Raw genomic sequence first — 24,531 nt, forward strand, 5'->3', positions numbered from 1 at the left:
CTTTTGAATCGTAACGAACTCATCCCATCAAAGAGAATTAATATAACCCTTAATAGAGGAGAGCAACTGCGAGTTACTTTTCACATAGGGTTGAAAGTCGAGTTTATCAATATTGGCTATTAATGCGTGGAGTTCATCTTCGTTCTGAGCTACCGAAATATACCCTTTATCTTGAAACACTTTTGCGATCTCCAGTTGATGATTATCCACATGCTCCCCATGATCCTTCCGCCTTGGCATCACGATTACCTTTTTGTTCATCTGCAGTGCACTGGTAATGACCCCTACCCCCGCGTGTGACAAGACAAATTCACTTTTCGCAATATGCTCATTCATCTCTTCCTGATTAAAAAAAGGCTTTTGTTGATAATGCAGCGGCTTATATTCACTGTAACCGGATTGCACAAGAACATCCGAAGGCATCTGCCCCTCGTGGATGAGATTGTCGACGGCTTTCAGTAGTCGATTAAACTGGAATCGCTGTGTTCCAAGCACGACAAAGATCAAAATAAAGCCCCCCTATACTTCGCGTTCGGATAAGCCTCTTGAAGCGTCTCCCATTGAATATAAAATTCATCGGCAAATTTGTATATCATCCTCCCTGTCAGGGTTGGCGAATATATTTTGGCGTAACTTTCCACAAAAACAAGCTTAGCTCCCATCAATTTCCCAAGTAAGCACAGGGGATAGACAGCTCCGGCTCCAGTGGTAATCAGAACTTTGGGGCGTTCTTTCAGCAGAATGAACAACGAAGCTATGATATTCCTCAGCACAATAAACAGGAACAGGATATTCTTTCGCTCCTGCTGAGACAGGAAATAGGTTCGATTGGAAAGATTCAATTTACTGCTTGCTTCGCTTTTCTCCGTTACCAAAAAGTAATCATGATCTTCCACCGCAGGAATCAGGTTTAACAATTGATTCAGATGGCCTCCTGTGGAACTTACTAGACAAACTTTCATTGCATGATCTCCTTTCGATGGACAAACTCCTGGGGATTATCAGGGACAACACGTTTCTCATCACTGATCTGATATAACGCATTAAGATACACACAAAAAGGAGCAATTAAATGAATGGTGGATAACGTATTATCGACAAAAGAGTAGATCGAGAAACCAACAATCATCCCGACAAAATAAGGTTTCACGAGACGATTTAACTTGTTATATACCTTTTTGTATACAAATAATAAGGCTCCAAAAATCAGCAAAGCCCCCACCAGTCCCCCATCATAATAAAAGCGGATGTATTCATTATGGGGAACGGTGAATCCTGAAAAGATACTGCCATCATTAGCAACCAAGGCGGAGCCCAGTCCCTGACCAAAAATGGGGTACTCGTTCGCTTTTTTGATAAAGAAGGCCCACGCGGAGTCTCTACCTGATAATCCCTTGCTCTCCTGCCTCAATTCATAATTATCCCACTGTAAAACAACCATCACAGAGACGGCTGCCAGAAATAAAACAACAGGAAGAAGAGCACTCGTTCTGCCCTTCACAAATTTCCTTACATGGTCAAATAAATACATACAGACGATAGGGATCAGCGCAAGTAAGGGCCCGCGGGTTCCCGTTTGAATCAAAATAATAAAATGCGTTAGCGTAAGAGCATAATTCAGGATCACCTGATTTTTGTATCGAATCTCCATCAGACACACACAGATCGAAATAAAACAAAGCATTCCCAAATGTGCTGCAATATTAGCTCCCTGTAAACGACTGACGCCTGAACCCTCCAGATTGGAGAGGGATAACATGCCGAATTGCTGCAGAATGAGACCACCAATCAAACTAAACACCGGAAGCCAGGCGAGGACGCTGATGATCCTTTTGCTAACTTCCTTCGGAAAATTCACCATCAGTAACAGGAAGGGAACAACTAATCCCAAAAAAGCCTTAAAGGGATCAAGTGGGCTCATCTTGCCTGGCATGACAGATAAAAAATAACTCTGAATAAAGAGATACCCTACAGCCAAAGCTGGATAAATGAATTGTTTCTTCAATCCATACCTCAAAAAAATAGGAAGTATGAAAAACAGGATCAGCAATTTGTAAAAGGAAGATGCGTCAAAACCCATCATTTGCATTCTGAAGATTTTGTCCATGGATAGCGAGAATGTACCGATCACAATCATATAGACCCAACTTGGATGTTTCATATATATCCCAAACAGAATCAGCAATGCTAATGCCATGATTGAGATGATCGGTAAGTATACTGCCATGCCGATAATGATTAACGAGGAAAGAATGATATATAACGTATTCCCTCTAGAAGAAGCAAAATAGTCTGTTTTTTGCATATCTGCTATGCCACCTCAAAGCCAGAATCGTGTTTCAAAACGCATCCTTCGAACCTACCAGCACCTTGAACGTTCTGAAGATAATTTTGATATCCACCATCATGCTGCGCTCACGGGCATACGTCAGATCCAGCTCCACCATTTCCTCAAAACCAACACTATTTCGTCCGCTGACTTGCCATAATCCCGTACATCCCGGAATCATCTGAAGGCGTTGTCTGTCATAGGAAGTGTAGTTCTTCACTTCTCTGGGCAGAGCCGGTCTGGGTCCAACGAGACTCATCTCTCCTCTGAACACGTTCCACAACTGAGGCAACTCATCCAGACTGGTTTTCCGAATGAACTTGCCAATGCGGGTAATGCGGGGATCATTTTTCATTTTGAACATATTTCCGTTCACTTCATTCTGATCAATCAGCTGTTCCAGCAGATCTTCTGCATTCGCAACCATCGACCTGAATTTGTACATATGAAACTCTTTTCCATTCTGTCCTACCCGTACCTGACGAAAAAAAACAGACCCCTGCGGGGCCTCTATTTTGATGAGTATTCCGATGACCGCAAACAAGGGGCACAAAATGATCAAACCTATGAAAGAACCCAGCAAATCAAGCATTCTTTTCATAAATAGATACACTTTATCCGCATTTTGTCCTGACATCGTTGATGCATTGTACCCCAGACTTGGGTCCATAACGATCTCTGCTTCCTTCGTTTGGGGAGATGGACTCATTCAAACTCCCCCCCGGCTACATGTTCTACCGACTCTTTTTCCAGAATCTGTTGCAGAGCTTGCAGCATTGGAATTCTAAGTTCCTGTTTTTGCAGAGCGAAGTCGATGGTTGTCAAAATGAATCCCAGTTTCTCGCCCACGTCATAACGTACTCCCTCGAAATCGTAAGCATACACTCCTTGTGTCTCATTTAAGCGCTGAATCGCATCTGTTAATTGAATCTCTCCCCCTTGACCAATCTCTTGTTGCTCCAGATGTTCGAAAATCTCTGGACTCAGTACGTATCTCCCCATAATCGCCAGGTTGGAAGGCGCTGTGCCTTGGGCAGGTTTCTCTACGAACCTGAGAACCTCTGTCAAACGGCCATCCGATTGAAGCGGGTCCACAATGCCGTATCTGTCTGTTTGTTCAGCAAGTACGGTTTGTACGCCAACAATGGAATGTTGAACCTGATCATATTGATCAATCAATTGTTTGGTGCATGGAACTTCCGATACGACGATGTCATCTCCGAGCAACACGGCAAAAGGTTCGTCACCGATAAAGTTACGTGCACACCAGACAGCATGACCAAGTCCTTTGGCCTCTTTTTGTCTTATGTAGTGGATATCCACGTTAGAGGATTTGCGAACCTCTTCAAGCAGACCCAGTTTCCCTTTTTCCAGCAAGTTATGTTCCAATTCAAAAGCGTTGTCAAAATGATCTTCAATTGCTCGCTTCCCTTTACCCGTTACGATGATGATGTCTTCGATTCCAGAGGCAATGGCTTCCTCAACGATATACTGTATAGTTGGTTTGTCCACAATAGGGAGCATTTCTTTGGGCATCGCTTTTGTGGCTGGCAAAAATCGTGTACCTAGTCCAGCTGCAGGAATGATTGCTTTTCTCACTTTTTTCATAAATACCACCCTATCCTCTTTTTTTTTAGTTTGATAAAAGTTGAACCAGGGCATCTAACCCGTCCTCACGTCATACCTTCGACGATTAACGTCTAAGGTTCATTGAACCCACAGCATGACCGAGTGCCTACAGTGATAAAGGTGCAGTAGACATTACCTGTTTACTTGGGAGCATTAGATGGAAGGTTTACTTCTCTCCGTAGCCCACCGGAACTGCAACGTTTTTGATATTGTTCAGGATTGCGCCCAGGATTCGTGCATTCACATGCTCCAGAGCAGCCTTGGTCTTCTTCACCAGTTCCTTCTTGACCTTGCCCGAGTTCACGACCAACAGCACACCATCACACAGCGAACTCACAATGAGTGCATCCGTTACTGCGAGCACCGGCGGTGTATCAAACATGATGACATCATATTGATCCTCTAACTTCTCAATCAGCCTTTTCATCCGGTTGGAACCAATCATCTCGGAAGGGTTCGGCGGAATTGGGCCAGAAGTGAACAATTGGAGATTGTCGATATAACTCTCTCTAAGCACGTCTTCCACACTGTACTGATTAGACAGCACACTACTAAGACCGATATGATTCGGTACAGAAAACACCTGGTGCAAGGAAGGATTACGCAGATCCGCATCGATCAGCAGAACTTTCTTGCCTTCCTGGGCATAGGTTACCGCTAGGTTGCTAATGGTTGTGGTCTTGCCTTCGCCGGATTCAGCGGAAGCCACCATGATTTTTTTGATATGACTGTCGATTGAGGAGAACTGGATGTTCGTCCGTAATTTACGGTATCCCTCCGAGATTTGAGATTTGGAGTTGAAATAGGTCACCAGACTGTTATTTTCATTGGTTTGCCGCGACATATTTGCCATCCCCCACTTTCTGTTGAGATACGTAATTTTTCGTATTTTTCAGATCATCTTTTTTCATTTTGGATATCACTGTAAGCACAGGCAGGCCCAGCTCTTTTTCAAGTTCAGTTTCGGATTTGAATGTGTCATCCAGATAATCCATCAGGAATACAAGTGCAATCGCGAGCACAAGACCTGCGAATAGACTGACAATGATGCTTAATGTGGTTTTCATATTAATTGGAGATGCATTACTATCCACTTTTGCTTCACTGAGGATAGCCACATTATCGATTTTCATGATTAGGGGGATTTGAGATTGGAACACGTTGGAGATGGCATTGACCGTTTTTGCGGCTTTTTCGTAGGTAGTCCCTTGTACAGTTATGCTCATCACTTGGGATTCGCTGGCTGTAGAGACCGAGGTGCTATTCATGAGCTGAGCAGAGGTTAAGCCTAGGTCTGGATACGTGGTAGCGACTTTATCCATAATGGCGGAAGATTTAATAATTTCTCTGTATGAGTTAATGAGTTTGATATTGGTTTGAATCATGCTGAAGTCCATCATCGCCTGGCCTTGAACGTTAGAGGTCTGGTTCACGATAAGCTTGGAACTTGCCTCATAGATCGGTTGGGTGAAGAAAATACTTTTGACCCCTGCACCCACACCCGCTACCAGAGCAATTGCAACAATCAACCAAAGTTTCTTTTGTAAGAGTCGAAAATATCCTTTCAGTTCCACTTTCATTCCTCCTATACGTTGTGATCTATCCTATGTAACTACCAGATGGACAGTAGCCATTTGCGAGGTTTCCAGCGTTCTGTGACCAGACACGAATTCGATAGAATGTGCGACGCATTCTCTGCCAGCCTCTTAACGGCTTCAGCTCCAAAACGACGCTCGATGGCCCGCTCTCCTTCACTTATGGCAAATGTCCTTTTGCACGTATCATGTGCATCTGATGAAATGAAATGAAACCCGTTTTCTTTGCAAAAATGAAAACACCACTGCCGAACTTTCCGTCCGAAAAGCCCAGTGAAAGATTGAGCAGTGAGCTGACATAGTCCGCCTTGACTCAAGTAATCAGCCAACAACTTTGGCTTCTTCAAAATGACACGATTACGTTCCGGATGAGCAATAATAGGGGTAATTCCCGCTATTCGTAATTCATGCAGTATCCTGGGGAACTGTGAGGGAATATGACCAAAGGGTAGTTCCAGCAACATGTAACGACTTCCGGCGAGTGTGCAGCACTTTCCTGCATATAAGTCTCCAATCAGGTTGTCATGCACCCTGATCTCCTGTCCGGGACGGATCTCCAGGCGAATGTTACGTTTGCGAAGTTCTGCATGGAGCAGGTTCACGGCCTGATTGACCACCATCGGTTCATTGTTGTATTGCCCGTTCAGGTGATGCGGAGTAGCAATAATGGAGGTAATTCCTGAGGCTGCCGCCTTCTCAGCCATCGCAACGGACTGCTCCATTCGAACAGGACCATCATCCAGGCCGGATAATATGTGGCAGTGCATTTCAACCATATCTAAACTTCCTGAAATAGTATGAGCCCCCTCGCCCCTTTATTCATTGCGCAAATGCTTTTGGTGTTAAAGAACTAATGCATAACGCTATGAAATATAGTAAAATGGCGTTAAGTACATGTTTTGTTCAGAAAATGTTAAGAATCGACTTGGAATTATATGGTGAAATCAATGTAATGATAGGGTTCCTGCAGAGCCTTTTGTTCTGTTGCCTTTTCATACTGAAAACGGGAAACCGCGGGAAACTGAACTTCAGTAAGCATTGTGTTTAACTGTCCAGTTATATATAGTTCCTGTTCGTGCTGAATATGCAAGTTTGAATGATACATTGTGAGCTCTCCGAAGGGCTGTTTCCATTGCAACCTTGCGTGAAGTCGTACACATACATGATGATCTTCAACATCCAAACCAATGAGCATTTCTGATGATATCGGCAAGTTCAGGTCGCTCAGGAAGGTGATTGCTTGAGTGTCCATTCCAAGTAACAGAACAGGGCGTCTTTTGCGGTCTACCATTTTCCCATGAAACTCCTGAATGTACATATGGACATTTAATTTCATATCAGCCCATTCCTGAATTATTGAATACATGGTTTCATTCCTTTAGAATGGATTAGCCTACATGGACTGCCTCTACTTCCTTCTCACAGGTATATGGTCCAGGCAACCAGGAGATACTTAAAATATCCCAAATGATACATTTTGTAACTCCATACGTCCAATTTACGATACAATACGTATCATGTCAAGCGGTATTTGGACATGGTTCTTTTGATTTACGACAATTTGAGATGTCCTTAGACAGACCTATTTACAAATGGAAATGGGTTAAAGGAAACACATGAGGAGTTACTCTTTTGCAGGAAAGCTGCCCTGATCAAACACTTGGCTCAGGATTGTTTCAATATATATTTGATGTCGTTCAGGGGGAAATAGCTTATGAGCTACGGAAATCGCATTGCGGAATTACGGGAACAGCGGGGACTTACTCAAGAAGAACTTGCGAGCTCCATTCATATTACAAGAGCTGCTCTCTCCCACTACGAGAAGAACCGACGTAAACCGGATTTCGAAGTGTTAACGAGACTTGCTGACATATTTGATGTGTCAATTGATTATCTTATAGGACGTACAAAGCAAAGTGATGTCGTGATGGATGAAGACGTACGTGAATTCGTGGATACCTTGGAGTTGTCGGATAAGGAAGTGTTGGAACGCTTCGATCTGATGATTGATGGGAAGTCTTTAACAGAAGAAGAGGCACGTCGTTTTATTGCATTTGTCCGAATGGAACGCAGCATGGACTAAACCCGAAAAGAGGACCCAGTTCCCGAGAGATAACCTCTCTGGCTTCTGGGCTTTTTTTGTGTCTTAATTCCCTTTCATTCCATGCTTGTCTATTGTGTCAAGGACGCTTGTTGTTGACGGAGGATACGAAATGGTTCCAACGCTCCGGGTCGATTCCGCATTGCAGTAAAACCTTCATGATGTCCATCTGGGTTGCTTCGACTTGTTTACCTGTCGGCCTACGATCGTCCCTGTTTGGATGCTTCATATTCATTCCGCTAACCTCACTTATCTTTATACTTTCCCTGCCCTCCAAAACTAGCCTTATTATACTTGAGAAAGTTCCTCGATGTTGTCGTCTCATGGCGATAACGTTTTTTGATGGGGTTCTAATTTTGTCGAAAGCCAAATAGGAGCAATATGGTGCCGGAATGGCAACCATATTGCTCCTATTATTCTTAATACAACCTGTTCATGCACTTACACCTTGGAACAAGGAAGGTATTAACCTCCAGCACGTGCAAGTTCACGCATATTCGCTTCAAACGCTGCAAGCAGCGCTGCTTCTCCAGTCAAACCTGTTGCCTGAATCCGTTCGATCTGTTCTGTCATACGTTTGAAGTCCTTCGGAATAACCCGAACGAACTGATTCAGTGCATCTTGCCAGTTATCCAGAACACGCTGACCGACAGCACTTCCTGTATTGGCAACATGACGTTGAATCATGCCTCGCAGATCTGCACTCTCGGCCACATCTTCGATACGCTCCAAAAGAACCATTTCCAGATTACAACGTTTCAGGAATGTGCCTTCCGGATCATACACATAGGCAATACCTCCGGACATCCCTGCTGCAAAGTTACGACCTGTATCGCCCAATACAACGACACGTCCACCTGTCATATACTCACAACCATGGTCGCCTACACCTTCAACAACTACTTTGGCGCCCGAGTTACGTACAGCAAATCGCTCACCCGCAATACCACGGATATACGCTTCGCCGCTTGTTGCTCCGTAGAGAGCCGTGTTACCGATAATGATGTTATCTTCCGCCTCAAACGTTGCTTTCGGAGAAGGCATCACGATCAGTTTACCTCCGGACAATCCTTTACCTACGTAGTCATTGGAATCCCCTTCAACGGTCAAGGTCATACCTTTAGGTACAAAGGCCCCAAAGCTTTGTCCGGCAGAGCCGACAAATTTGAATTTAACCGTATCTTCAGGCAATCCTGCGAGTCCATATTTGCGTGTGATCTCACTACCCAAAATGGTACCTACTGCACGGTTAACGTTTGTAATTGGAAGCACCGCTTCAACCGGTTGACCGGATTCAATAGCAGACTGTGCCAGTGGCAGCAATTGTTGCATATCCAGCGTTTCTTCCAATTGGTGATTCTGATGCTGTGTGCGGTAACGTGCAGAGCCTTCCGGCATTTCAGGCACGTGCAGCAATACAGACAGATCCACACCTTTTTTCTTCCAGTGATCTACGGCTTCTACCGTTTCGAGGCAATCTGTACGTCCGACCATCTCCTGAATAGTACGGAAACCAAGATCAGCCATGATCTCACGCACATCTTCAGCAACAAATCGCATGAAGTTAACCACATGAGCTGGATCACCCATATAATTTTTACGCAATTCCGGATTCTGTGTCGCTACACCAACCGGACAGGTATCCATCTGACAGACACGCATCATGATACAGCCAAGTGCAACGAGCGGTGCTGTAGAGAAACCATACTCTTCTGCTCCAAGCAAGGCTGCAATCGCCAAGTCACGGCCGTTAAGCATTTTGCCATCTGTTTCGAGGACAACACGGTCACGCAGATTGTTCAGCATCAACGTTTGATGTGTCTCTGCAAGACCTAGTTCCCAAGGCATACCTGCGTGGCGAATCGAACCTTGCGGTGATGCACCTGTACCACCGTCATAACCGCTGACGAGGATAATATCGGCACGGCCTTTGGCTACACCAGCTGCGATGGTACCCACGCCCACTTCCGATACAAGCTTCACGTTAATCTCAGCACGCGGATTGGCATTTTTCAAGTCATAGATCAACTCTGCCAGATCCTCGATCGAGTAGATATCGTGATGCGGTGGTGGCGAGATCAGACCTACACCCGGTGTAGATCCACGAACTTCAGCAACCCAAGGATACACTTTGCGTCCTGGCAGCTGTCCGCCTTCACCTGGTTTAGCTCCCTGAGCCATTTTAATCTGAATCTCGTCGGCATTAACCAAATAGTTGGATGTAACACCAAAACGTCCGGATGCTACCTGTTTAATCGCACTGCGACGGGAATCCCCGTTGCTATCTTTAATGAAGCGAGCCGGATCTTCTCCACCTTCACCGGTATTGGATTTACCTCCAACACGGTTCATAGCAATGGCAAGATCTTCATGCGCCTCTTTACTGATCGAACCAAAGGACATTGCGCCCGTTTTGAAACGACGCATGATATCTTCTACGGATTCAACTTCTTCGAGTGGAATGGAAGCTCCCACTGGTTTCAGTTTCAGCATGGAGCGAATGGTCAACAGTTGATCATTCTCACCTTGTACAAGTTTGGAATATTTTTTATACAGCTTGTAATCGCCAGTGCGTACTGCATGTTGCAGGGTATGAATGGTTTGCGGATTGAACAGATGCTCTTCTCCGTCGTTACGCCATTGATAATCCCCACCGGAATCCAGTACTTTATCGTTACCGTCTTTTTCCGTAAAGGCACGGTTATGATGTGTCAACGCTTCGGCTGCCACTTCTTCCAATCCAATTCCACCGATACGGGAAGGTGTCCAGGTAAAGTAACGGTCAACGAAGTCCGATTTCAGACCCACCGCTTCGAAGATTTGAGCTCCACGATACGATTGAATCGTAGAAATCCCCATTTTGGACAACACTTTAGTAACGCCTTTGGTAGCTGCTTTAATGTAGTTTTTCACTGCTTTCTCATGCGAGATGCCACGCAGTAACCCTTGCTGAATCATGTCATCCAGCGTTTCAAAGGCTAGATAAGGGTTCACCGCACTTACACCGTAACCCAGCAGCAACGCGTAGTGGTGAATATCACGCGGTTCTGCCGATTCGAGCATAATGCTGACTTTGGTTCGGGTTCCCTGGCGAATCAGATGGTGATGCAGACCTGCTACAGCAAGCAATGCAGGAATGGCAGCATTCTCTGCGTCCACACCGCGGTCAGACAGGATCAGAATGTTATGACCTTTGTCGATGACACGATCTGCAGCTTCGAAGAGCAAATCCATCGCTTTGCGAAGTCCTTCTGCTCCTTCCGCGGCGGTGAAGAAGATTGGAATCGTCATGGAACGGAAGCCTGGGCGACGCACATGGCGAATCTTCGCAAAGTCTTCATTGGACAATACCGGTGTATCCAGACGGATCTGGCGACAACTCTCCGGTTCAGGGTTCAGCAAGTTGCGCTCAGGACCAATGGTTGTTGCCGTAGACGTTACAATCTCTTCACGGATTGCATCGATTGGCGGGTTGGTTACCTGGGCGAACATCTGTTTAAAGTAGTTGTACAGACGCTGCGGACGATCCGACAGCACAGCCAGCGGTGCATCATAACCCATTGAACCCGTAGCTTCCATACCTGTTGTTGCCATCGGCTCCAGGATTTTACGCAGTTCTTCAAATGTATAACCATAAGCGAGCTGAAGCTGGGTCACGTTATCATGTTTTGGATCAGGAAGTTCCGGTGCTTCCGGCAACTCGCTCAGATCCATCAAATGCTCATCAAGCCAATCCTGATACGGATTCTCGGCTGCAATAATTGCTTTTACTTCCTCATCCGCGATGATGCGGCCTTCTTGTGTATCCACAAGCAACATCCGACCTGGACGCAGACGATCTTTGTACAGGATCTCTTCCGGCGCGATATCAAGTACCCCAACTTCGGAGGACAGGATAATACGGTCATCTTTGGTTACATAATAACGAGCTGGACGCAAACCGTTACGGTCAAGTGTTGCACCAATTTGCAAACCATCTGTAAAGGCCATTGCTGCTGGTCCATCCCAAGGCTCCATCATTGTGCTGTGATACTCATAAAATGCCTTTTTGGCAGGGTCCATGCCCTCATCCGTGCTCCAAGGTTCAGGAACCATCATCATGGCCACGTGTGGCAGAGAACGGCCGCTCAGATACAGGAACTCCAGTGTGTTATCAAACATGGCTGTATCCGAACCGTCGGGATTGATGACCGGTTTCACTTTGGCGATGTCGTTACCAAACAACTCGCTCTCGAACAAGGACTGTCTAGCATGCATCCAGTTCACGTTACCACGCATCGTGTTGATCTCACCGTTGTGGATCATGAAGCGATACGGGTGGGCACGTTCCCAGCTTGGGAAGGTGTTGGTACTGAAACGGGAATGCACAAGTCCAATGGCCGATTCCACGAGTTCTTCCTGCAGATCCAGATAGAACCCGCCAACTTGTTCCGTTGTCAGCATGCCTTTATATACAATTTTGCGACAAGACATGCTCGGAAGGTAGAACGAACCACCTTCTGCTTCATCTGCCGAATAACGAATAGCCAGCTCAGCGCGTCTGCGAATAACATACAGCTTACGCTCAAATCCAAGCTCATCCTTCACATCTGCGGATCTTCCAATAAACACCTGACGTACATAAGGTTTCGCTGCAAGTGCAGAACGGCCAAGCATTTCATCAAAAGTAGGAACATCCCGGAAACCCAGGAACGTCTGACCTTCTTCTTCAATAATCTTCTTAAGGCTCTCTTCATGCGCACTGCGAATGGCAGGGTCCTGAGAAAGGAACAACATCCCTACGCCATAGAATCCCTGTTCAGGCAATGCAAAACCAAGGCGTTTCGCTTCCTCTGCAAAAAAGCGATGTGGAATCTGAATCAGGATACCTGCTCCGTCACCGGAATTCGGCTCACTTCCCTGTCCTCCACGGTGCTCCATGTTACTGAGCATGGTCAGTGCCTGACTAACGATATCGTGTGAAGGTACTCCTTTGATGTTGGCAACAAAACCCATTCCGCATGCGTCTTTTTCGAACTGCGGGTCATACAGACCCTGTTTTGGAGGTAATCCGATGTGTCTCATGGAACGCAACCTTTCTATAATGAAGTATTTCGGAAAGATCAAGAACATAGGCAACAGGCAACAATGAAACGGGAGGAGCTGGCCTTTCGCTTGCGATAGAGCCTGCTAGATAGAAGAGGTGACAGCATGAGACTGTCAAAAATAATGCCTGCTATTGGGCAGAAGCCATTAAATGAGATGAGCTGATCCGGACGATCCGGCAAACAGCCTGTATAAATCAACACGCAGCCGCTGGCACGGCTACTGAAATGGAGCGACGTTTTTTTGATATAGTTCTATTATTTTAACACCGACCTAACATCAGCGCAATTTAAACTTTTTAATACCTCTGATAAGAAATGTTTTGCAGTACAGCTTTACAGTAGTGACGTTTAAATTCATCTCTTTTTCGAATAATTATACACTTTTTAAGCCAGAGTACAACTGAATTAAATTGCTGACAGAAGAAAATCGTTCCATGTGCCGCCTACGTTTATCCATAATTCCACCAAATTTTCACTGCTTAAGCCAGCGAAACTTTACTTCTCTATGCATTTGTATACAAAATAGCCTGCAACCCCTTTTTGGGGTCACAGGCTATTTGCACTATTTGACTACTATATTGCATAATTTCACTACAAGAAAATAAAGTTTTTTTTCAAAAATAGACCCTGCTGAAGATCAGGTTCGACTTATGCCGTCACAACTTGACCAGAATCAGCCTGTTCGACTTCTTTTTTCGGACGTCTGCCATTCCAGAGGAAGTAAGCAAGCGTCAGCAGAATGGATACACCTGCATAGATGCTAAGAATACCTGCTTGATGCCACATCACATCCAGATTACCACTCGATACAACGGCTTTGAAGCCCATAATGCTGTGTGTCATTGGCAACCAAGGGCTAAATGCCTGAAGCCATGATGGAATCAGTTCTACCGGGAAGGTTCCTGCACTAGCCGCAAGCTGGAAGACCAGAAGCAGAATGACAACATAACGTCCAGGCAGATCCAGCCAGGTTACAAGTGCCTGAACGATCAACATGAAGGTCAGGCCCGTAATAATGGTAAACAGGTAGAACAGCCCTACGCTGTGCGTCTCCAGTCCAAGACCATATAACATGAAGCTTGCCACAATAACCGATTGGAAAATACTCACAGACCCAAATACCAGTGTCCGGCTGACAAAACGATTCCAGCCTGTTGCACCAGGTACGGACGTTTCCCGCATTTTCAATACAATCGTGGAAATCAACGATCCCACAAACAGACCGATCGACAGGAAGAACGGTGTCAATCCTGTACCATAATTGCTCACGTTCTCTGCTGTATTCTCCGAGGAGTTTACCGGTTCAGCGAACATGTTCACTACATCATCCGTTTTCTTAACTTCGGATGTTTTCTGTGCGGCATCATTCAGCTTGGTTTCCAGTTCACTCGAGCCATCTTTTAGCTCAGTAAGGCCGTCAGCCAGTTTGCCCGCGCCATCACCCAATTGCTTGGAACCATCGGTTAGTGAACTAACCCCACCACTGAGTTTACCTACACCCGTTTGCAAAGCTGTTGTCCCGGAGCCCAGCTGCTTGGCACCATCAGCAAGCAATGTACCGCCACTTGCAGCATCACCCAGTTTGCCGCTGAACTGCTTCAGACCATCGGAGAGTTTCGCTCCTCCTTGACTAAGCTGTCCGGCACCAGCCAGCAATTGCTTCTGACCATCCACCAGCTGGTTCGCACCAGCAAGAAGTTGCTCCTGACCTCCATGAAGCTCGGCTGCACCCGCAGCCAATTGCTGGTTACCCTGATGCAGCTGATCTGCACCTTGTGCCAGCTTCTGCTCGCTCTCATGCAGTTGTGCACTGCCGTCAGCGACAGCCTCACTTGCCGCAAGCAGCTTCTGTACATCCGCATTTTCGGCCAGTTCCGGGTTTGATGCAGCAAGCTGTTTCAATCCGGCGGCTACACCCTGTGCACCATCAGCAACCTTGGAACTGCCATCTACAGCCGATTGCAGGCCTGTTGCCAGTGTACCGCTGCCCTGAACGGCACTTTGCAGACCATCCGACAGCTTCGCACTGCCTTGTTCTGACGATTTCAGGCCAGCCTGCAACTTACTTGTGCCATCCAGTGAAGACTGGAGTCCCGTTTCCAACTTGGCGCTGCCATCCTTCAACTGATCTGCTCCGCTCTGAAGCTGGCTCGAAGCGGCTGCCTGAAGCTGTTGCAGACCGGATACAAGATTCGATGTTCCACTTTCAAGCTTGGTTGCCCCTGTGTGCAGCGCGTTAACACCATCACTTAATGGAGAAAGTCCTTCCTGAAGTTCAAGCGTTCCTGATGCAAGCTTCGCCAGGTTATCCTTGAGCTTAACAGCACCATCATCCAGTTTGCCTGCGCCGGTATTCAGTTCACCCGCCCCATCGCCTGCTTCAGCCAAGCCATCCGATACTTCGGAGAACTTGTCGAGCAATGTCTCTGCATAGGATTCCGTTACTTTGGCTGAGACTTTTGCTTTCAGGTCCTTAATAGCGGTCTTACCGATCTGTGCACCGACAAAACTGTAATTGCCATTCGGTTCATAGATCAGATCAGCCGGCTCCGGCTTGTCATCGAGCAATGTTGTTGCTTGGGATGAGAAGTTCTCCGGAATCGTAATTTGCATATAATATTTGTCATTACTCATGCCTTCTTTAGCTTGACTCGCACTGACAAAATCCCATTTGAAATCGGCATTTTTCTTCAGCTCATCCACCAGATCACTACCTACATGGAGGGATTTGCCCTCCAGCTCAGCGCCCTTATCCAGATTGACAACGGCAACCGGCATCTCATCCACATGACCATACGGGTCCCAATAGGCCGCCAGATAGATGCCACTATACAGGATCGGTATAAACATAATTGCAATAACAGGGATCAACACCTTCGGGTTTCTCACGGCCGATCCCACATCCTTGAAAAACACGGATAAAGATTTCATGTCATTTTCTCCCCTTAATCTCTCTGCTCCATGAGCAGGAATAACCATAATGAAATACAATGTCGCATTCCAGAAAACATACTGAAACACGAAGTGACCACTTTCCTCAAACGGTCACTTTAGGACAAAAAAACAACCTGTCTTCCGACAAGCCTCCCTGCTTGATACGCGTGAAAATCCTTATATTATAGTAGATTAAATTTGGATTACGTTACAGCAGCAATTCCTTCCATTAAGAAAAGGCGAAAGTAAGTCTTAATTTCCTCTTTGCTCAGCGGTTGATGTTGTTTGCTCCAGTCTGAGGTGAGTGCAATATACAGGCGAATCATCATAAATGCGACGACTTGCGGATCACAATCTCGAATCTCTCCATTGTCTTTCGCTTTCTCAAGCTCCTTAGCCAGAAAGTCGGAGATTACTTTCTCCACCTTGTCCAAACCTTCCTTGGCCTGCAGCGTTCCAAAGTCCTTCAGCTCCTGAGATAACTTAACGAGCAGATCGTGATCACGACGAAACTCTAACAAGGCATCCAGTACCCGAAACAGATTATCGAAAAATGCACTTTCCTGATGTACTTCACGATGCGCGATGTTCTTCATTTCCTGAATCACTTCTACCAGGATCTGATCAAACAATTGTTCCTTATTGGTGAAAAACGTATAGATCGTTCCTTTGCCAACGTTCGCAATCTTGGCGACCTGATCCATCGTCGTTGCTTTGTATCCAAACATGGCAAACGACTGGGCTGCTGCATGAATAACCTGCTGTCTCCTGTCAATCGGAGCCATCGTATCCCTCCTTTAATCAAATTCATAGTTCAATCGCTCTACATAAATGACCAGAAATACGATTCGGTCATTCGGTCAAAATATACAATACCACCTTAGAAAACAGATTGCAACCCTAACATTTTAAAAATTGTGTTAATATTTTTTAACCTAAATGCAGTGGAAACTCCTTCTGTCGTCGTCTATAGTGTAAGATGACTCAGATAATACGTATATATAATGAAGTTTAGGTTGTCTCATTGTAAGATATATAGTGTAAATATTCATAGAAGAAACATGATTTTGCGCTTCAATGTATATTCATGTAGTAACGCATTCCATAGCTAGAATAAACAATGAATATCTTCATTTTGAATTAAAACTTATGAATAAAGGTGAACTCATGCGAAAACCAAGAGTGCTCTTATTATCGGAAGGTTTCGGTACCGGTCACACTCAGGCCGCTCATGCGCTGGCACATGGCATCAAAAAAGTCAGTCCACATGTTCACAGTCGTGTCATTGAACTAGGCAAATTTTTGAACCCAACGGTAGCTCCACTAATTTTCTCTGCATATCGAAAGACACTATCGGTTCAACCCAAACTGGTCAGCCTGTTGTACCGCACACAGTACAATAAATCATTAAATGGTTTTACCAAGCTGGCGTTGCACCGAATTTTCTATACACAGACGGCACAGGTCGTCTCTCAACTGAAACCCGATGCGGTGATCTGTACCCATCCTTTTCCGAATGCTGTCATCTCCCGGCTTAAACGCCAGGGTCTGAATATCCCACTCTATACCGTTGTGACGGATTATGATGTGCACGGAACATGGATTAATCCGGAAGTGAACAAATATCTGGTCTCTACCCCTCAGGTCAAAGCATTGCTTGAGATCCGGGGTGTCGATCCCTCCCATATTCAGATCACGGGAATCCCTGTGCATCCAGACTTCTGGGAAGCTGGAGATAAGGTGAAGCTACGGGAAGAGATGGGGCTTCAGAACATGCCTACAGCGCTACTTATGGGTGGCGGATGGGGACTTTCGTTTGATGAAGATCATATGAAAGCTCTCACGTCTTGGGCAGATCGTGTTCAATTAGTCTTCTGTCTAGGAAGCAATGAAAAAATGATCGCAAAAATGAAGGAAATGCCTTGCTTCCAGCATCCGAATATTCGTATTCTGGGATATACACGGGAAGTAAGCAAACTGATGGATGTATCCGATGTGCTGATTACGAAGCCAGGTGGCATGACATGCACTGAAGCGCTGGCCAAGGGTCTACCGATGTTATTTATTCCCCCGATTGCAGGTCAAGAGGAAGAGAACTGTGAATACTTTGTACAAGCCGGATACGGCCAGGTCATTCACTCTGCCGACGTGATCACCAATCGTTTCAGACAACTAGTGGAGCAGGCATCTACTCAAACTGAAAGCCCGCTGAACGTAGCGCATATTTCAGGTAACCATTCGGCCTATGATCCGAAGTGCTGTGCTCAAGCTGTTCATAACTTATTGTTCCCGACGACAGCCGAAGTCACAACAACCTCCGTGGAACGCTTCACAGCCGGAATTACTGCCACGTCCTTGTCAGGTACCAGAATACCATTCTGACGCCTCTATGGACCTATAGAACAGCTCTCACGAGGTGTTATAGGGGACAAGACAATTGCTCACGATATACAAAGAAGGTTCCCTTCCGAATTTTTGGAAGGGAACCTTCTTTTATTTTCACTCATTCCACCGTATGATTTGGCAGAAAAAAGGGTAATTTAGAGTATAACGATATTTTTAAATAACGAAATAAAACTACTATTTAGGCTTTTTCAAGGGCCGTGTGATGCACACACAGTTAACTACCCTGCCTGTTTGCAGAATTTACGGGTCGATTACTTGTAAAAAGTATGATGACCGATCGTTTTTACTTTTTTCTGCGAGCGAGCAACTGTCAGATCGTCGGCAAGCGTCAATGATAAGAAATAATACGTATCATCGGCAACTTCCTTCTTCCCGTTCAACGCAGCATTCACTGCTTTGATGCTGTCCTCGTTGGGAACCACACGTTTCATACGTCCGTTCGCTACAGGACTAAACTGGGATTTCTGATAGATGACCTTGTAAATGGTATCGGGAAAATTGGCTGACCGCAGCCGGTTTAAGACAACATTGGCTACTGCCACTTTGCCTTCGTACGGTTCACCTTCCGCTTCTGCCATGACAATTTTTTGCAGCAGATGCAGTTCTTTATCGGACACACTGTATGACCAGGTTGCAAGTTTCGAGTCTTCCTGGTTCAGAAGTTTGGTCCGTGTAAAGTATAGTTTTTGGGGGGGAGTTGTTACAGCAGCGACTTCTTTGGCACGTTTCACTTTGGCCAATTTCAGTGCAGCTTCTTTTTTGGCTTTGGCCGCAGCTACCGCTCTAGCTTTGTTCTTGGCCTTGGCTTCTTGCAGTTCCTGCTCTTCTTGAGCAGTCGTAAGCCAGTTCTTTGCTGGCAGAGATTCAGTCCACGCTACGGTTTGGGCAGACAGATTAGAGGACAGACTTGTCCCATCTTCCATCATGCGCCTCTCTTCTTGCGTAGATGTTTGGTTATTTTGCACAGAAGCCGTAAGTTCGGTCATCTGTTTACTATCACTAGCTTCATTCCACTTCCCCGTCGCCTGAACGACATTTACCCCCACTATACATACAAGCAGCACTGATAACATCGGTGCTACCCAACGATTTTTGCTTATAATGTTCATTCGAAGATTCCTCCTGTCGAAACAATTCCCTTAACTAAGTAACCCAAAAAAAAGAATTTGAATAACGATGGCTAATATTACATAGGGATAAACGTTATGTCAATGTGATTTTATGGCATAAAAATGATTATCAGGAAAAAGTGAACGTGTCAACGACCTCATACATTGGCGATTGTCCCAGCCTTGTCACATAAAGTACAATATCCTCCACCGTCCATGAATTAACACCTGTGGAATGTTCCGGAAGCACTCCAGATATCCCTTTATTTTCATTACCTGGAAGCTGTCCCAGATATTTTCTGGCAATGGTAATGTGGGGAGCATAAGGTCTTAATTCAGCTTCATACCCAAGGGGCGAAGTCGCCTGCACGATTTGTTTTTGCAATGAAAACAAGCGCTCTATCTCTCCGCTAACACCTTTCCAAAGTACCTTAGGTGCTTCTTCAAGTCCAAATGTGCCCCAGTCGGAAAGCTGAAGTTCAAACGGCTGAAATCCGCTTGCTGCTGAGCGCAATGCTTTTCGCAGGTGCCCGATGTCACTAACTAATGTATCCCCCAAAAATTGCAAGGTTATATGATAATCTCTATGATCTGTCCATTTACGAAAATCTAGCTTGTTCTGTACAAGCCTCGCATCCATCTGAAGAGACTGCTGAACAGCAACAGGAAGACGAATTGCTACAAACAATCTTTCCCGTCGGGATGAATGATCCTGATGTGATTGGTTATTCATTGCATACACCTCTCTAAAGTTCGCTCTATTATTTCATAACTATACATATCGTTTCAAGTTGGGTAAGTATAGAGTGACACAAATATAACCATTTGCAAATAAGGCTAGATTCCTGCATTTCCCACCTTAATGCACATCCAACACCAAATCTGATACACTTTAATTATCAAACTCATCAAACTATTTATCTCAGGAGGACCACACATTATGGGTAAAATTGTATGTTTTCCATCTCTATCCGAAGAACAGCAACAACGCATTCAGAATGCTGCACCAGAATACACCCTGAAATTCGGAAAAGCCAAGGAATTGGACCCCGCTGAGTTGAAAGAAGCTGAGATTATTCTCGGCTGGTCCCCACTCGTCACAGAACATGCATTGAAACAGGACAGCCTGTTGAAGTGGGTTCAGGTCTGGTCTGCTGGTGTGGACAATCTCCCCTTCGCAGATTTGCAACAAGAAAACGTTCAGGTCACCAGTGCAAATGGAGTTCACGCAATTCCAATCACTGAAATTATTCTGGGCATGATGTTATCCCACAGTCGCTGGCTGAGACAAGCTATGCTGCATCAGCAGCAGGCCGAATGGAAAGCTCCTGCCAAACCACTGCCGGAACTGCATGGCAAAACAGCGGTCATCGTTGGTGTAGGTGAGATCGGTACGGAAACAGCCCGTATTCTCAAAGCACTCGGCATGCGCACAATCGGAGTTCGCCGTTCAGGTAAGGATGTCCCCAATGTGGACCAAATGTACGACATGACCGGTTTACATGAAGCCTTGAGCCAGGGCGATTATGTAATTAACATTTTACCGCTAACTGATGAAACCAAACATATATATGATCAAACTGCATTTGAGCAGTTCCGATCCGGTGCCTGCTTCGTCAATGTGGGCCGTGGCCCCAGTGTGAAAACGGAAGCGTTGATGAATGCACTCCAAAACGGCAAAGTTGCCTTCGCTGCACTGGACGTGTTTGAAGAAGAACCTCTTCCGGCAGACCACCCGCTATGGGGCATGGAGAACGTGTTAATTACGCCCCATATCGCAGGAAGTACAGAGCAATACGCGGATCGAGCAGTCGATATTTTCGTCAAAAATCTGGAAGCTTACGTCGCTGGCGATACTCTGCCGTTGAACCTTGTGGATTATAGTCATAAATATTAACACAAACACCCGTTCCCATGCAATATTGTGCAAATCAGATCAACGATATCAATAGAACTAAAGAAATATTTCTGTCCTCCTCTACGTTCTTGTGTACATGGCTAGTTCAATTGATATGTAAGCAATAAAAAAATCTACCTCTGGAAATTTCCCTAGAGGTAGATTTTTTTTTGTTTTTTACGCTTACATACACAGCCAAATATGACGTATAAACGTGCCTTTGTGTACTGTTCGGTACTCTTTTACAGTCCATCCCGCTTCCAACAAGTGCTCTTCTACCCACTCTGTGGAAACAATCACTGCCCGTTTTGCCAATCTGCGCAAACTCTCCAGCATGGCTCGTTGCTCAGCATCCGGAAGTACAGAGCAGAGATTATAGGGCATGTCCAGAATTGCCGCATCATACAAATCTTGCAGTTCATTCATATCACCCAGTGTGATTCGACCTGAATCATATCCATAATGCGGCAGATTGATTCGCGCACCTCGGACAGCCAGCGGATTGAGATCGTTACCTTTTACATCAATTCCCATGGATAAAGCCTCAATGACAACCGTTCCCATACCACAGCATGGATCAAGCAACCGATGGTTTTCTACTCTCGGAACAGCAATATTAACCAGCGCTCTCGCAAGTGTAATGCCAAATCCAGTTGAGTAATTTTGCGGCTTCTGCCGATGAATCTGCCATGATCGATCTGCTTCTGTCCACTGGCCCAAGATCCATTTTTCTCCTGTTGGGATTAGGCCGAAAGTCACCTTAGGTTGTTTCATCTGTGCCTTGCCTTTAATACACATACCAACTTCTTTTTCCAGTTGACGAGACTCTGCATAATCAAGGGCTTGATCCCCTTCTTTCAGACAAACTACCTTGAATGTCTCATCTGGCAACAGATGAATATCTCTGGCAAAAGGAAGCAGATTAGTCACGCTGCCCCCTTCGCCGATCACGTCCAGTCTGCCATGGATAAAAGGACTGCGTCCAGGTGGAATACATCGTTCAGACCACACATACGACCCCATATCCATACGGATCTCCGAACTCGGTTCAAGCAGCGTATTCAGCTCCAGCATGCATAATTCTTGCTCGTTCTCGTGGCAAGCAAAGGTGTAGAGGTGTTTCCCAGAAGTAGCGTACATACTAAGTGTTTCATCAGGCAAAATTCCCCTCTCCTTCCTTCATTAATCATGTTTCTTCTATATAAATAGTAAGCTCATTGAAGACATATCAAATACGACTCATACGTTTGCTTCAGGTAGTCATTGTATACAATGTTAGGCTCCTAGACAACTATCCATTTCCTTGCCTTGCACGTATCTATTTGGAAAGAAAGAAAATAAGGCGTTCCTCAACAATGGGAACACCTTACTTTATTCTGAGATTATAACATTGGAAATCTAATCGTTCTTGCCAGCAAACGTTATAGGCCAACAGCTCATATATCATACTGATTTCTCACCAATCGCCGACTGCGTGATTCCAGCTTCTTCTATTATAAGAAGAAGGTTATATTTTTAATTTTTCAATGGATGTAAGCAAATCTTCCGATAATTCTTTCAGACTTTGAATGTTGCCGCTAATCGTCTCCATGGAACTTACCTGCTCTTCCGCCGATGCAGAAACTTCTTCCACACTCGCTGCCGATTGTTCCGAAACAGCGGAAATCTGCTGACTGAAATCATTCATTCGTCCGCTTGCTTCCTGCATGCCTGCCAGTCCATCTGTCATAGTGCTGATGACACCAACCATGCCTTCCACCGATTCATTAATTGTACGGAAGAGTTGACCTGAAGTAAGCACATGTTCCTGACCCAGTTCGGTCTCCTGAACGTTCGTACGTAATTCCGCAACCACCCCTTGTGACTCCTGCTGAATATCCTCGGTAATCGCCGTGATCTCTTCAACCGAAGTCTGCACAGCCTCAGATAACTTCCTCACTTCTGATGCCACTACGGCGAATCCGCGTCCACTCTCTCCCGCACGCGCTGCCTCAATGGAGGCATTTAATGCCAGCAGATTGGTTTGGCGTGCAATGTCATGAATGACCTGAACCAGCTTGGAAATATCTTCATTTTTACGATTCAATCGTTCCATCTTGTTCATGGAAGCAGAGACCGAACCGGAAATCTGTTGCATCTGCTGCACTGATTGTTCCATCACCTTGTGACCATTCAACCCTTGCTCCAGTACAAGATCCGACATGACGCGTAGCTGGCTGCCTTGTTCCGTATGATTCTGAATGTGATCATTCAAAGCTTCAACCGTACGGGCTGATTCCACGGCTGTCTCTGCCTGGCTCTCTGCGGCCTTGGCTGACTCTTCCATTGTCACAGCAATCTGGCGACTACCAATCTTAACCTCTTCTGAGGATATTGCCAGTTCCCCACTTTGTAGATTAACAGCTTCCGCAATTCGTCTGACGCTCAGAACCATGGAAGTCAGGTTACCTTTCATGTCATTCACCGCTTTGGCCAGAACACCAACTTCATCCTCATGTTTGGTATGTATGTCCTGAACATTCAATTGTCCTTCTGCAATCAGTTTCACCGCACTAATGACACGTAGCAGTGGTTTCACGACCTGTGAACGAATAATCGGAATGCTGATCGCTGTAATGGCAATCATGACAAGAACACCGATAATGATGATTAATCTACCATCCTGTACCGATCTGATCGTTTGGGCCGCCGCAAGATTGGACTGTTCCTGATTGTATTCCACGAGATAATCAAGATCGACTTGCATGGTGTCAAAGGAATCAGCACCTTTATCAGCTACTTCCTTCGCCAGCTGTGTCTGACCCTCATCACTCAGCTTGATCGATTGCGTATTAATCTTGAGATACGCTTCCCATTTGTTCTTGAACGCATTCCAGTGTTCGAGCTCTTCCGCAGACTTCTCCTGCTGATCATAGATTTTAATCGCCTGCGTCGTTTCACGAATATACTTGGTACGCTCTTCTGACAAAAATGCCTTGTCTGTTTCATCCGCGTCAAAGTGACGATAACTTAGTGACAGAACATGTTCTGTGGTATAATTTAACCGGTTAATTTGCTGGATTGATGGCATCCAATTGTTCGTAATTTCATTAGTGTTGGTTTCAATTGAATTCATCCGGGTGACAATCGTGACACTCAAAATAATTAAACAGAGGATTAACAAGTAGAACGCGATGCTGATACGCAGACCGATACTCTTGATCTTGAATCTGCTGAACATATGATTTCCCCCTTGACCTCTTCGGTCATCCCGAATTCAGGTGCTTATGTCATTGTTTTCCCCTTCTTTTGACCTCTTGTCAAAAGAACTTCTCTATATTATATCGATAGGAAAATAGACGTAAAGTATTATAACATTATTTTGTCATTAAGATGCTTGGTTTTGTAAAAGATTGTTGAATCTTGACAAAGTCCAAACCGAAGAGCTGCAGCATACGGTAAAGT

At 45.4% G+C, this 24,531-nt stretch carries 20 protein-coding genes; 3 read left to right on the forward strand and 17 right to left on the reverse strand.

Annotated elements, in window-relative coordinates:
* Positions 1–27 precede the first annotated feature (27 nt).
* From pssE to ACDJ59_RS19535, 9 genes are all read right to left on the reverse strand, one after another.
* The gene (pssE, locus tag ACDJ59_RS19495; RefSeq protein WP_413405048.1) at positions 28–507 is read right to left on the reverse strand and encodes a PssE/Cps14G family polysaccharide biosynthesis glycosyltransferase; all 480 of its coding nucleotides are present in this window, start codon (positions 505–507) and stop codon (positions 28–30) included.
* On the reverse strand, positions 504–962 hold the full coding sequence (gene pssD, locus ACDJ59_RS19500) for a PssD/Cps14F family polysaccharide biosynthesis glycosyltransferase (RefSeq protein WP_127551231.1): 459 nt from the start codon (positions 960–962) through the stop codon (positions 504–506). The genes pssE and pssD overlap by 4 nt, the downstream gene beginning before the upstream one ends.
* The gene (locus ACDJ59_RS19505; RefSeq protein WP_413405050.1) at positions 959–2,305 is read right to left on the reverse strand and encodes an O-antigen ligase family protein; all 1,347 of its coding nucleotides are present in this window, start codon (positions 2,303–2,305) and stop codon (positions 959–961) included. Before ACDJ59_RS19505 ends, pssD begins: the two co-directional genes overlap by 4 nt.
* Positions 2,306–2,339: 34 nt before the next feature.
* Entirely contained in the window at positions 2,340–3,038 is a 699-nt protein-coding gene (locus ACDJ59_RS19510; RefSeq protein ID WP_413405052.1) for a sugar transferase, read from the reverse strand.
* A complete protein-coding gene (gene galU / locus ACDJ59_RS19515) occupies positions 3,035–3,937 on the reverse strand; it encodes a UTP--glucose-1-phosphate uridylyltransferase GalU (RefSeq protein WP_036611572.1) in 903 nt (300 codons plus the stop codon). The genes ACDJ59_RS19510 and galU overlap by 4 nt, the downstream gene beginning before the upstream one ends.
* Before the next feature lie 187 nt (positions 3,938–4,124).
* The gene (locus ACDJ59_RS19520; RefSeq protein ID WP_221819114.1) at positions 4,125–4,802 is read right to left on the reverse strand and encodes a CpsD/CapB family tyrosine-protein kinase; all 678 of its coding nucleotides are present in this window, start codon (positions 4,800–4,802) and stop codon (positions 4,125–4,127) included.
* Positions 4,783–5,532, reverse strand: a complete 750-nt coding sequence (locus ACDJ59_RS19525) for a YveK family protein (RefSeq protein WP_413405054.1) — start codon at positions 5,530–5,532, stop codon at positions 4,783–4,785. The genes ACDJ59_RS19520 and ACDJ59_RS19525 overlap by 20 nt, the downstream gene beginning before the upstream one ends.
* Before the next feature lie 38 nt (positions 5,533–5,570).
* Positions 5,571–6,329 carry a tyrosine-protein phosphatase gene (locus ACDJ59_RS19530; RefSeq protein WP_036611338.1) on the reverse strand — a complete coding sequence of 253 codons (759 nt, stop codon included), beginning with the start codon at positions 6,327–6,329 and terminating at the stop codon, positions 5,571–5,573.
* A gap of 155 nt (positions 6,330–6,484) precedes the next feature.
* Positions 6,485–6,889, reverse strand: a complete 405-nt coding sequence (locus ACDJ59_RS19535; RefSeq protein WP_413405056.1) for a hypothetical protein — start codon at positions 6,887–6,889, stop codon at positions 6,485–6,487.
* A gap of 378 nt (positions 6,890–7,267) precedes the next feature.
* Between ACDJ59_RS19535 and ACDJ59_RS19540 the strand changes: the two genes are divergently transcribed.
* Positions 7,268–7,636 (forward strand): helix-turn-helix domain-containing protein, encoded by a 369-nt coding sequence (locus tag ACDJ59_RS19540; protein ID WP_047841965.1) that lies wholly within the window; start codon positions 7,268–7,270, stop codon positions 7,634–7,636.
* A gap of 97 nt (positions 7,637–7,733) precedes the next feature.
* Here the strand turns inward: ACDJ59_RS19540 and ACDJ59_RS19545 are convergent, their stop codons facing one another.
* The 4 genes from ACDJ59_RS19545 to ACDJ59_RS19560 all read right to left on the reverse strand — a co-directional run bounded on the left by ACDJ59_RS19545 (position 7,734) and on the right by ACDJ59_RS19560 (position 16,460).
* On the reverse strand, positions 7,734–7,889 hold the full coding sequence (locus ACDJ59_RS19545; protein ID WP_017690128.1) for a hypothetical protein: 156 nt from the start codon (positions 7,887–7,889) through the stop codon (positions 7,734–7,736).
* A gap of 230 nt (positions 7,890–8,119) precedes the next feature.
* Positions 8,120–12,718, reverse strand: a complete 4,599-nt coding sequence (gene gltB, locus ACDJ59_RS19550) for a glutamate synthase large subunit (protein ID WP_339182679.1) — start codon at positions 12,716–12,718, stop codon at positions 8,120–8,122.
* Positions 12,719–13,389: 671 nt separating this feature from the next.
* On the reverse strand, positions 13,390–15,672 hold the full coding sequence (locus ACDJ59_RS19555; protein ID WP_076327312.1) for a YhgE/Pip domain-containing protein: 2,283 nt from the start codon (positions 15,670–15,672) through the stop codon (positions 13,390–13,392).
* A 206-nt stretch (positions 15,673–15,878) separates the two neighbouring features.
* Positions 15,879–16,460 carry a TetR/AcrR family transcriptional regulator gene (locus ACDJ59_RS19560; RefSeq protein WP_036611349.1) on the reverse strand — a complete coding sequence of 194 codons (582 nt, stop codon included), beginning with the start codon at positions 16,458–16,460 and terminating at the stop codon, positions 15,879–15,881.
* 382 nt (positions 16,461–16,842) lie between these two features.
* On the opposite strand from ACDJ59_RS19560, the gene ACDJ59_RS19565 reads away from it, so the two are divergent.
* Positions 16,843–18,057, forward strand: coding sequence for an MGDG synthase family glycosyltransferase (locus ACDJ59_RS19565; protein WP_413405059.1), 1,215 nt, complete (start codon positions 16,843–16,845; stop codon positions 18,055–18,057).
* 275 nt (positions 18,058–18,332) lie between these two features.
* Here the strand turns inward: ACDJ59_RS19565 and ACDJ59_RS19570 are convergent, their stop codons facing one another.
* Together ACDJ59_RS19570 and thpR are read right to left on the reverse strand one after the other, a co-directional pair.
* Positions 18,333–19,190 (reverse strand): cell wall hydrolase, encoded by an 858-nt coding sequence (locus ACDJ59_RS19570; RefSeq protein ID WP_036611353.1) that lies wholly within the window; start codon positions 19,188–19,190, stop codon positions 18,333–18,335.
* 130 nt (positions 19,191–19,320) lie between these two features.
* Complete coding sequence (gene thpR / locus ACDJ59_RS19575; protein WP_413405061.1) at positions 19,321–19,923, reverse strand: RNA 2',3'-cyclic phosphodiesterase; 603 nt, start codon at positions 19,921–19,923, stop codon at positions 19,321–19,323.
* A gap of 207 nt (positions 19,924–20,130) precedes the next feature.
* On the opposite strand from thpR, the gene ACDJ59_RS19580 reads away from it, so the two are divergent.
* The gene (locus ACDJ59_RS19580; RefSeq protein WP_413405063.1) at positions 20,131–21,087 is read left to right on the forward strand and encodes a D-2-hydroxyacid dehydrogenase; all 957 of its coding nucleotides are present in this window, start codon (positions 20,131–20,133) and stop codon (positions 21,085–21,087) included.
* 183 nt (positions 21,088–21,270) lie between these two features.
* Here ACDJ59_RS19580 and ACDJ59_RS19585 read toward each other — a convergent pair whose 3' ends face one another.
* Both ACDJ59_RS19585 and ACDJ59_RS19590 read right to left on the reverse strand, forming a co-directional pair.
* Positions 21,271–22,248 carry a TRM11 family SAM-dependent methyltransferase gene (locus tag ACDJ59_RS19585; protein ID WP_413405065.1) on the reverse strand — a complete coding sequence of 326 codons (978 nt, stop codon included), beginning with the start codon at positions 22,246–22,248 and terminating at the stop codon, positions 21,271–21,273.
* 346 nt (positions 22,249–22,594) lie between these two features.
* Complete coding sequence (locus ACDJ59_RS19590; protein WP_413405067.1) at positions 22,595–24,307, reverse strand: methyl-accepting chemotaxis protein; 1,713 nt, start codon at positions 24,305–24,307, stop codon at positions 22,595–22,597.
* Between the last annotated feature and the right edge of the window lie 224 nt (positions 24,308–24,531).

Source organism: Paenibacillus amylolyticus (assembly GCF_047302515.1).
Taxonomy (GTDB): Bacteria; Bacillota; Bacilli; order Paenibacillales; family Paenibacillaceae; genus Paenibacillus; species Paenibacillus amylolyticus_G.

Excerpts from the sequence above, each read along its gene's own strand:
- pssD (WP_127551231.1), bottom strand. The coding sequence starts at position 962 with ATGAAAGTTTGTCTAGTAAGTTCCACAGGAGGCCATCTGAATCAATTG.
- ACDJ59_RS19505 (WP_413405050.1), bottom strand. The coding sequence starts at position 2,305 with ATGCAAAAAACAGACTATTTTGCTTCTTCTAGAGGGAATACGTTATAT.
- ACDJ59_RS19510 (WP_413405052.1), bottom strand. The coding sequence starts at position 3,038 with ATGAGTCCATCTCCCCAAACGAAGGAAGCAGAGATCGTTATGGACCCA.
- galU (WP_036611572.1), bottom strand. The coding sequence starts at position 3,937 with ATGAAAAAAGTGAGAAAAGCAATCATTCCTGCAGCTGGACTAGGTACA.
- ACDJ59_RS19520 (WP_221819114.1), bottom strand. The coding sequence starts at position 4,802 with ATGTCGCGGCAAACCAATGAAAATAACAGTCTGGTGACCTATTTCAAC.
- ACDJ59_RS19530 (WP_036611338.1), bottom strand. The coding sequence starts at position 6,329 with ATGGTTGAAATGCACTGCCACATATTATCCGGCCTGGATGATGGTCCT.
- ACDJ59_RS19535 (WP_413405056.1), bottom strand. The coding sequence starts at position 6,889 with ATGAAATTAAATGTCCATATGTACATTCAGGAGTTTCATGGGAAAATG.
- ACDJ59_RS19540 (WP_047841965.1), top strand. The coding sequence starts at position 7,268 with ATGAGCTACGGAAATCGCATTGCGGAATTACGGGAACAGCGGGGACTT.
- ACDJ59_RS19545 (WP_017690128.1), bottom strand. The coding sequence starts at position 7,889 with ATGAATATGAAGCATCCAAACAGGGACGATCGTAGGCCGACAGGTAAA.
- gltB (WP_339182679.1), bottom strand. The coding sequence starts at position 12,718 with ATGAGACACATCGGATTACCTCCAAAACAGGGTCTGTATGACCCGCAG.
- ACDJ59_RS19555 (WP_076327312.1), bottom strand. The coding sequence starts at position 15,672 with ATGAAATCTTTATCCGTGTTTTTCAAGGATGTGGGATCGGCCGTGAGA.
- ACDJ59_RS19560 (WP_036611349.1), bottom strand. The coding sequence starts at position 16,460 with ATGGCTCCGATTGACAGGAGACAGCAGGTTATTCATGCAGCAGCCCAG.
- ACDJ59_RS19565 (WP_413405059.1), top strand. The coding sequence starts at position 16,843 with ATGCGAAAACCAAGAGTGCTCTTATTATCGGAAGGTTTCGGTACCGGT.
- ACDJ59_RS19570 (WP_036611353.1), bottom strand. The coding sequence starts at position 19,190 with ATGAACATTATAAGCAAAAATCGTTGGGTAGCACCGATGTTATCAGTG.
- thpR (WP_413405061.1), bottom strand. The coding sequence starts at position 19,923 with ATGAATAACCAATCACATCAGGATCATTCATCCCGACGGGAAAGATTG.
- ACDJ59_RS19580 (WP_413405063.1), top strand. The coding sequence starts at position 20,131 with ATGGGTAAAATTGTATGTTTTCCATCTCTATCCGAAGAACAGCAACAA.
- ACDJ59_RS19590 (WP_413405067.1), bottom strand. The coding sequence starts at position 24,307 with ATGTTCAGCAGATTCAAGATCAAGAGTATCGGTCTGCGTATCAGCATC.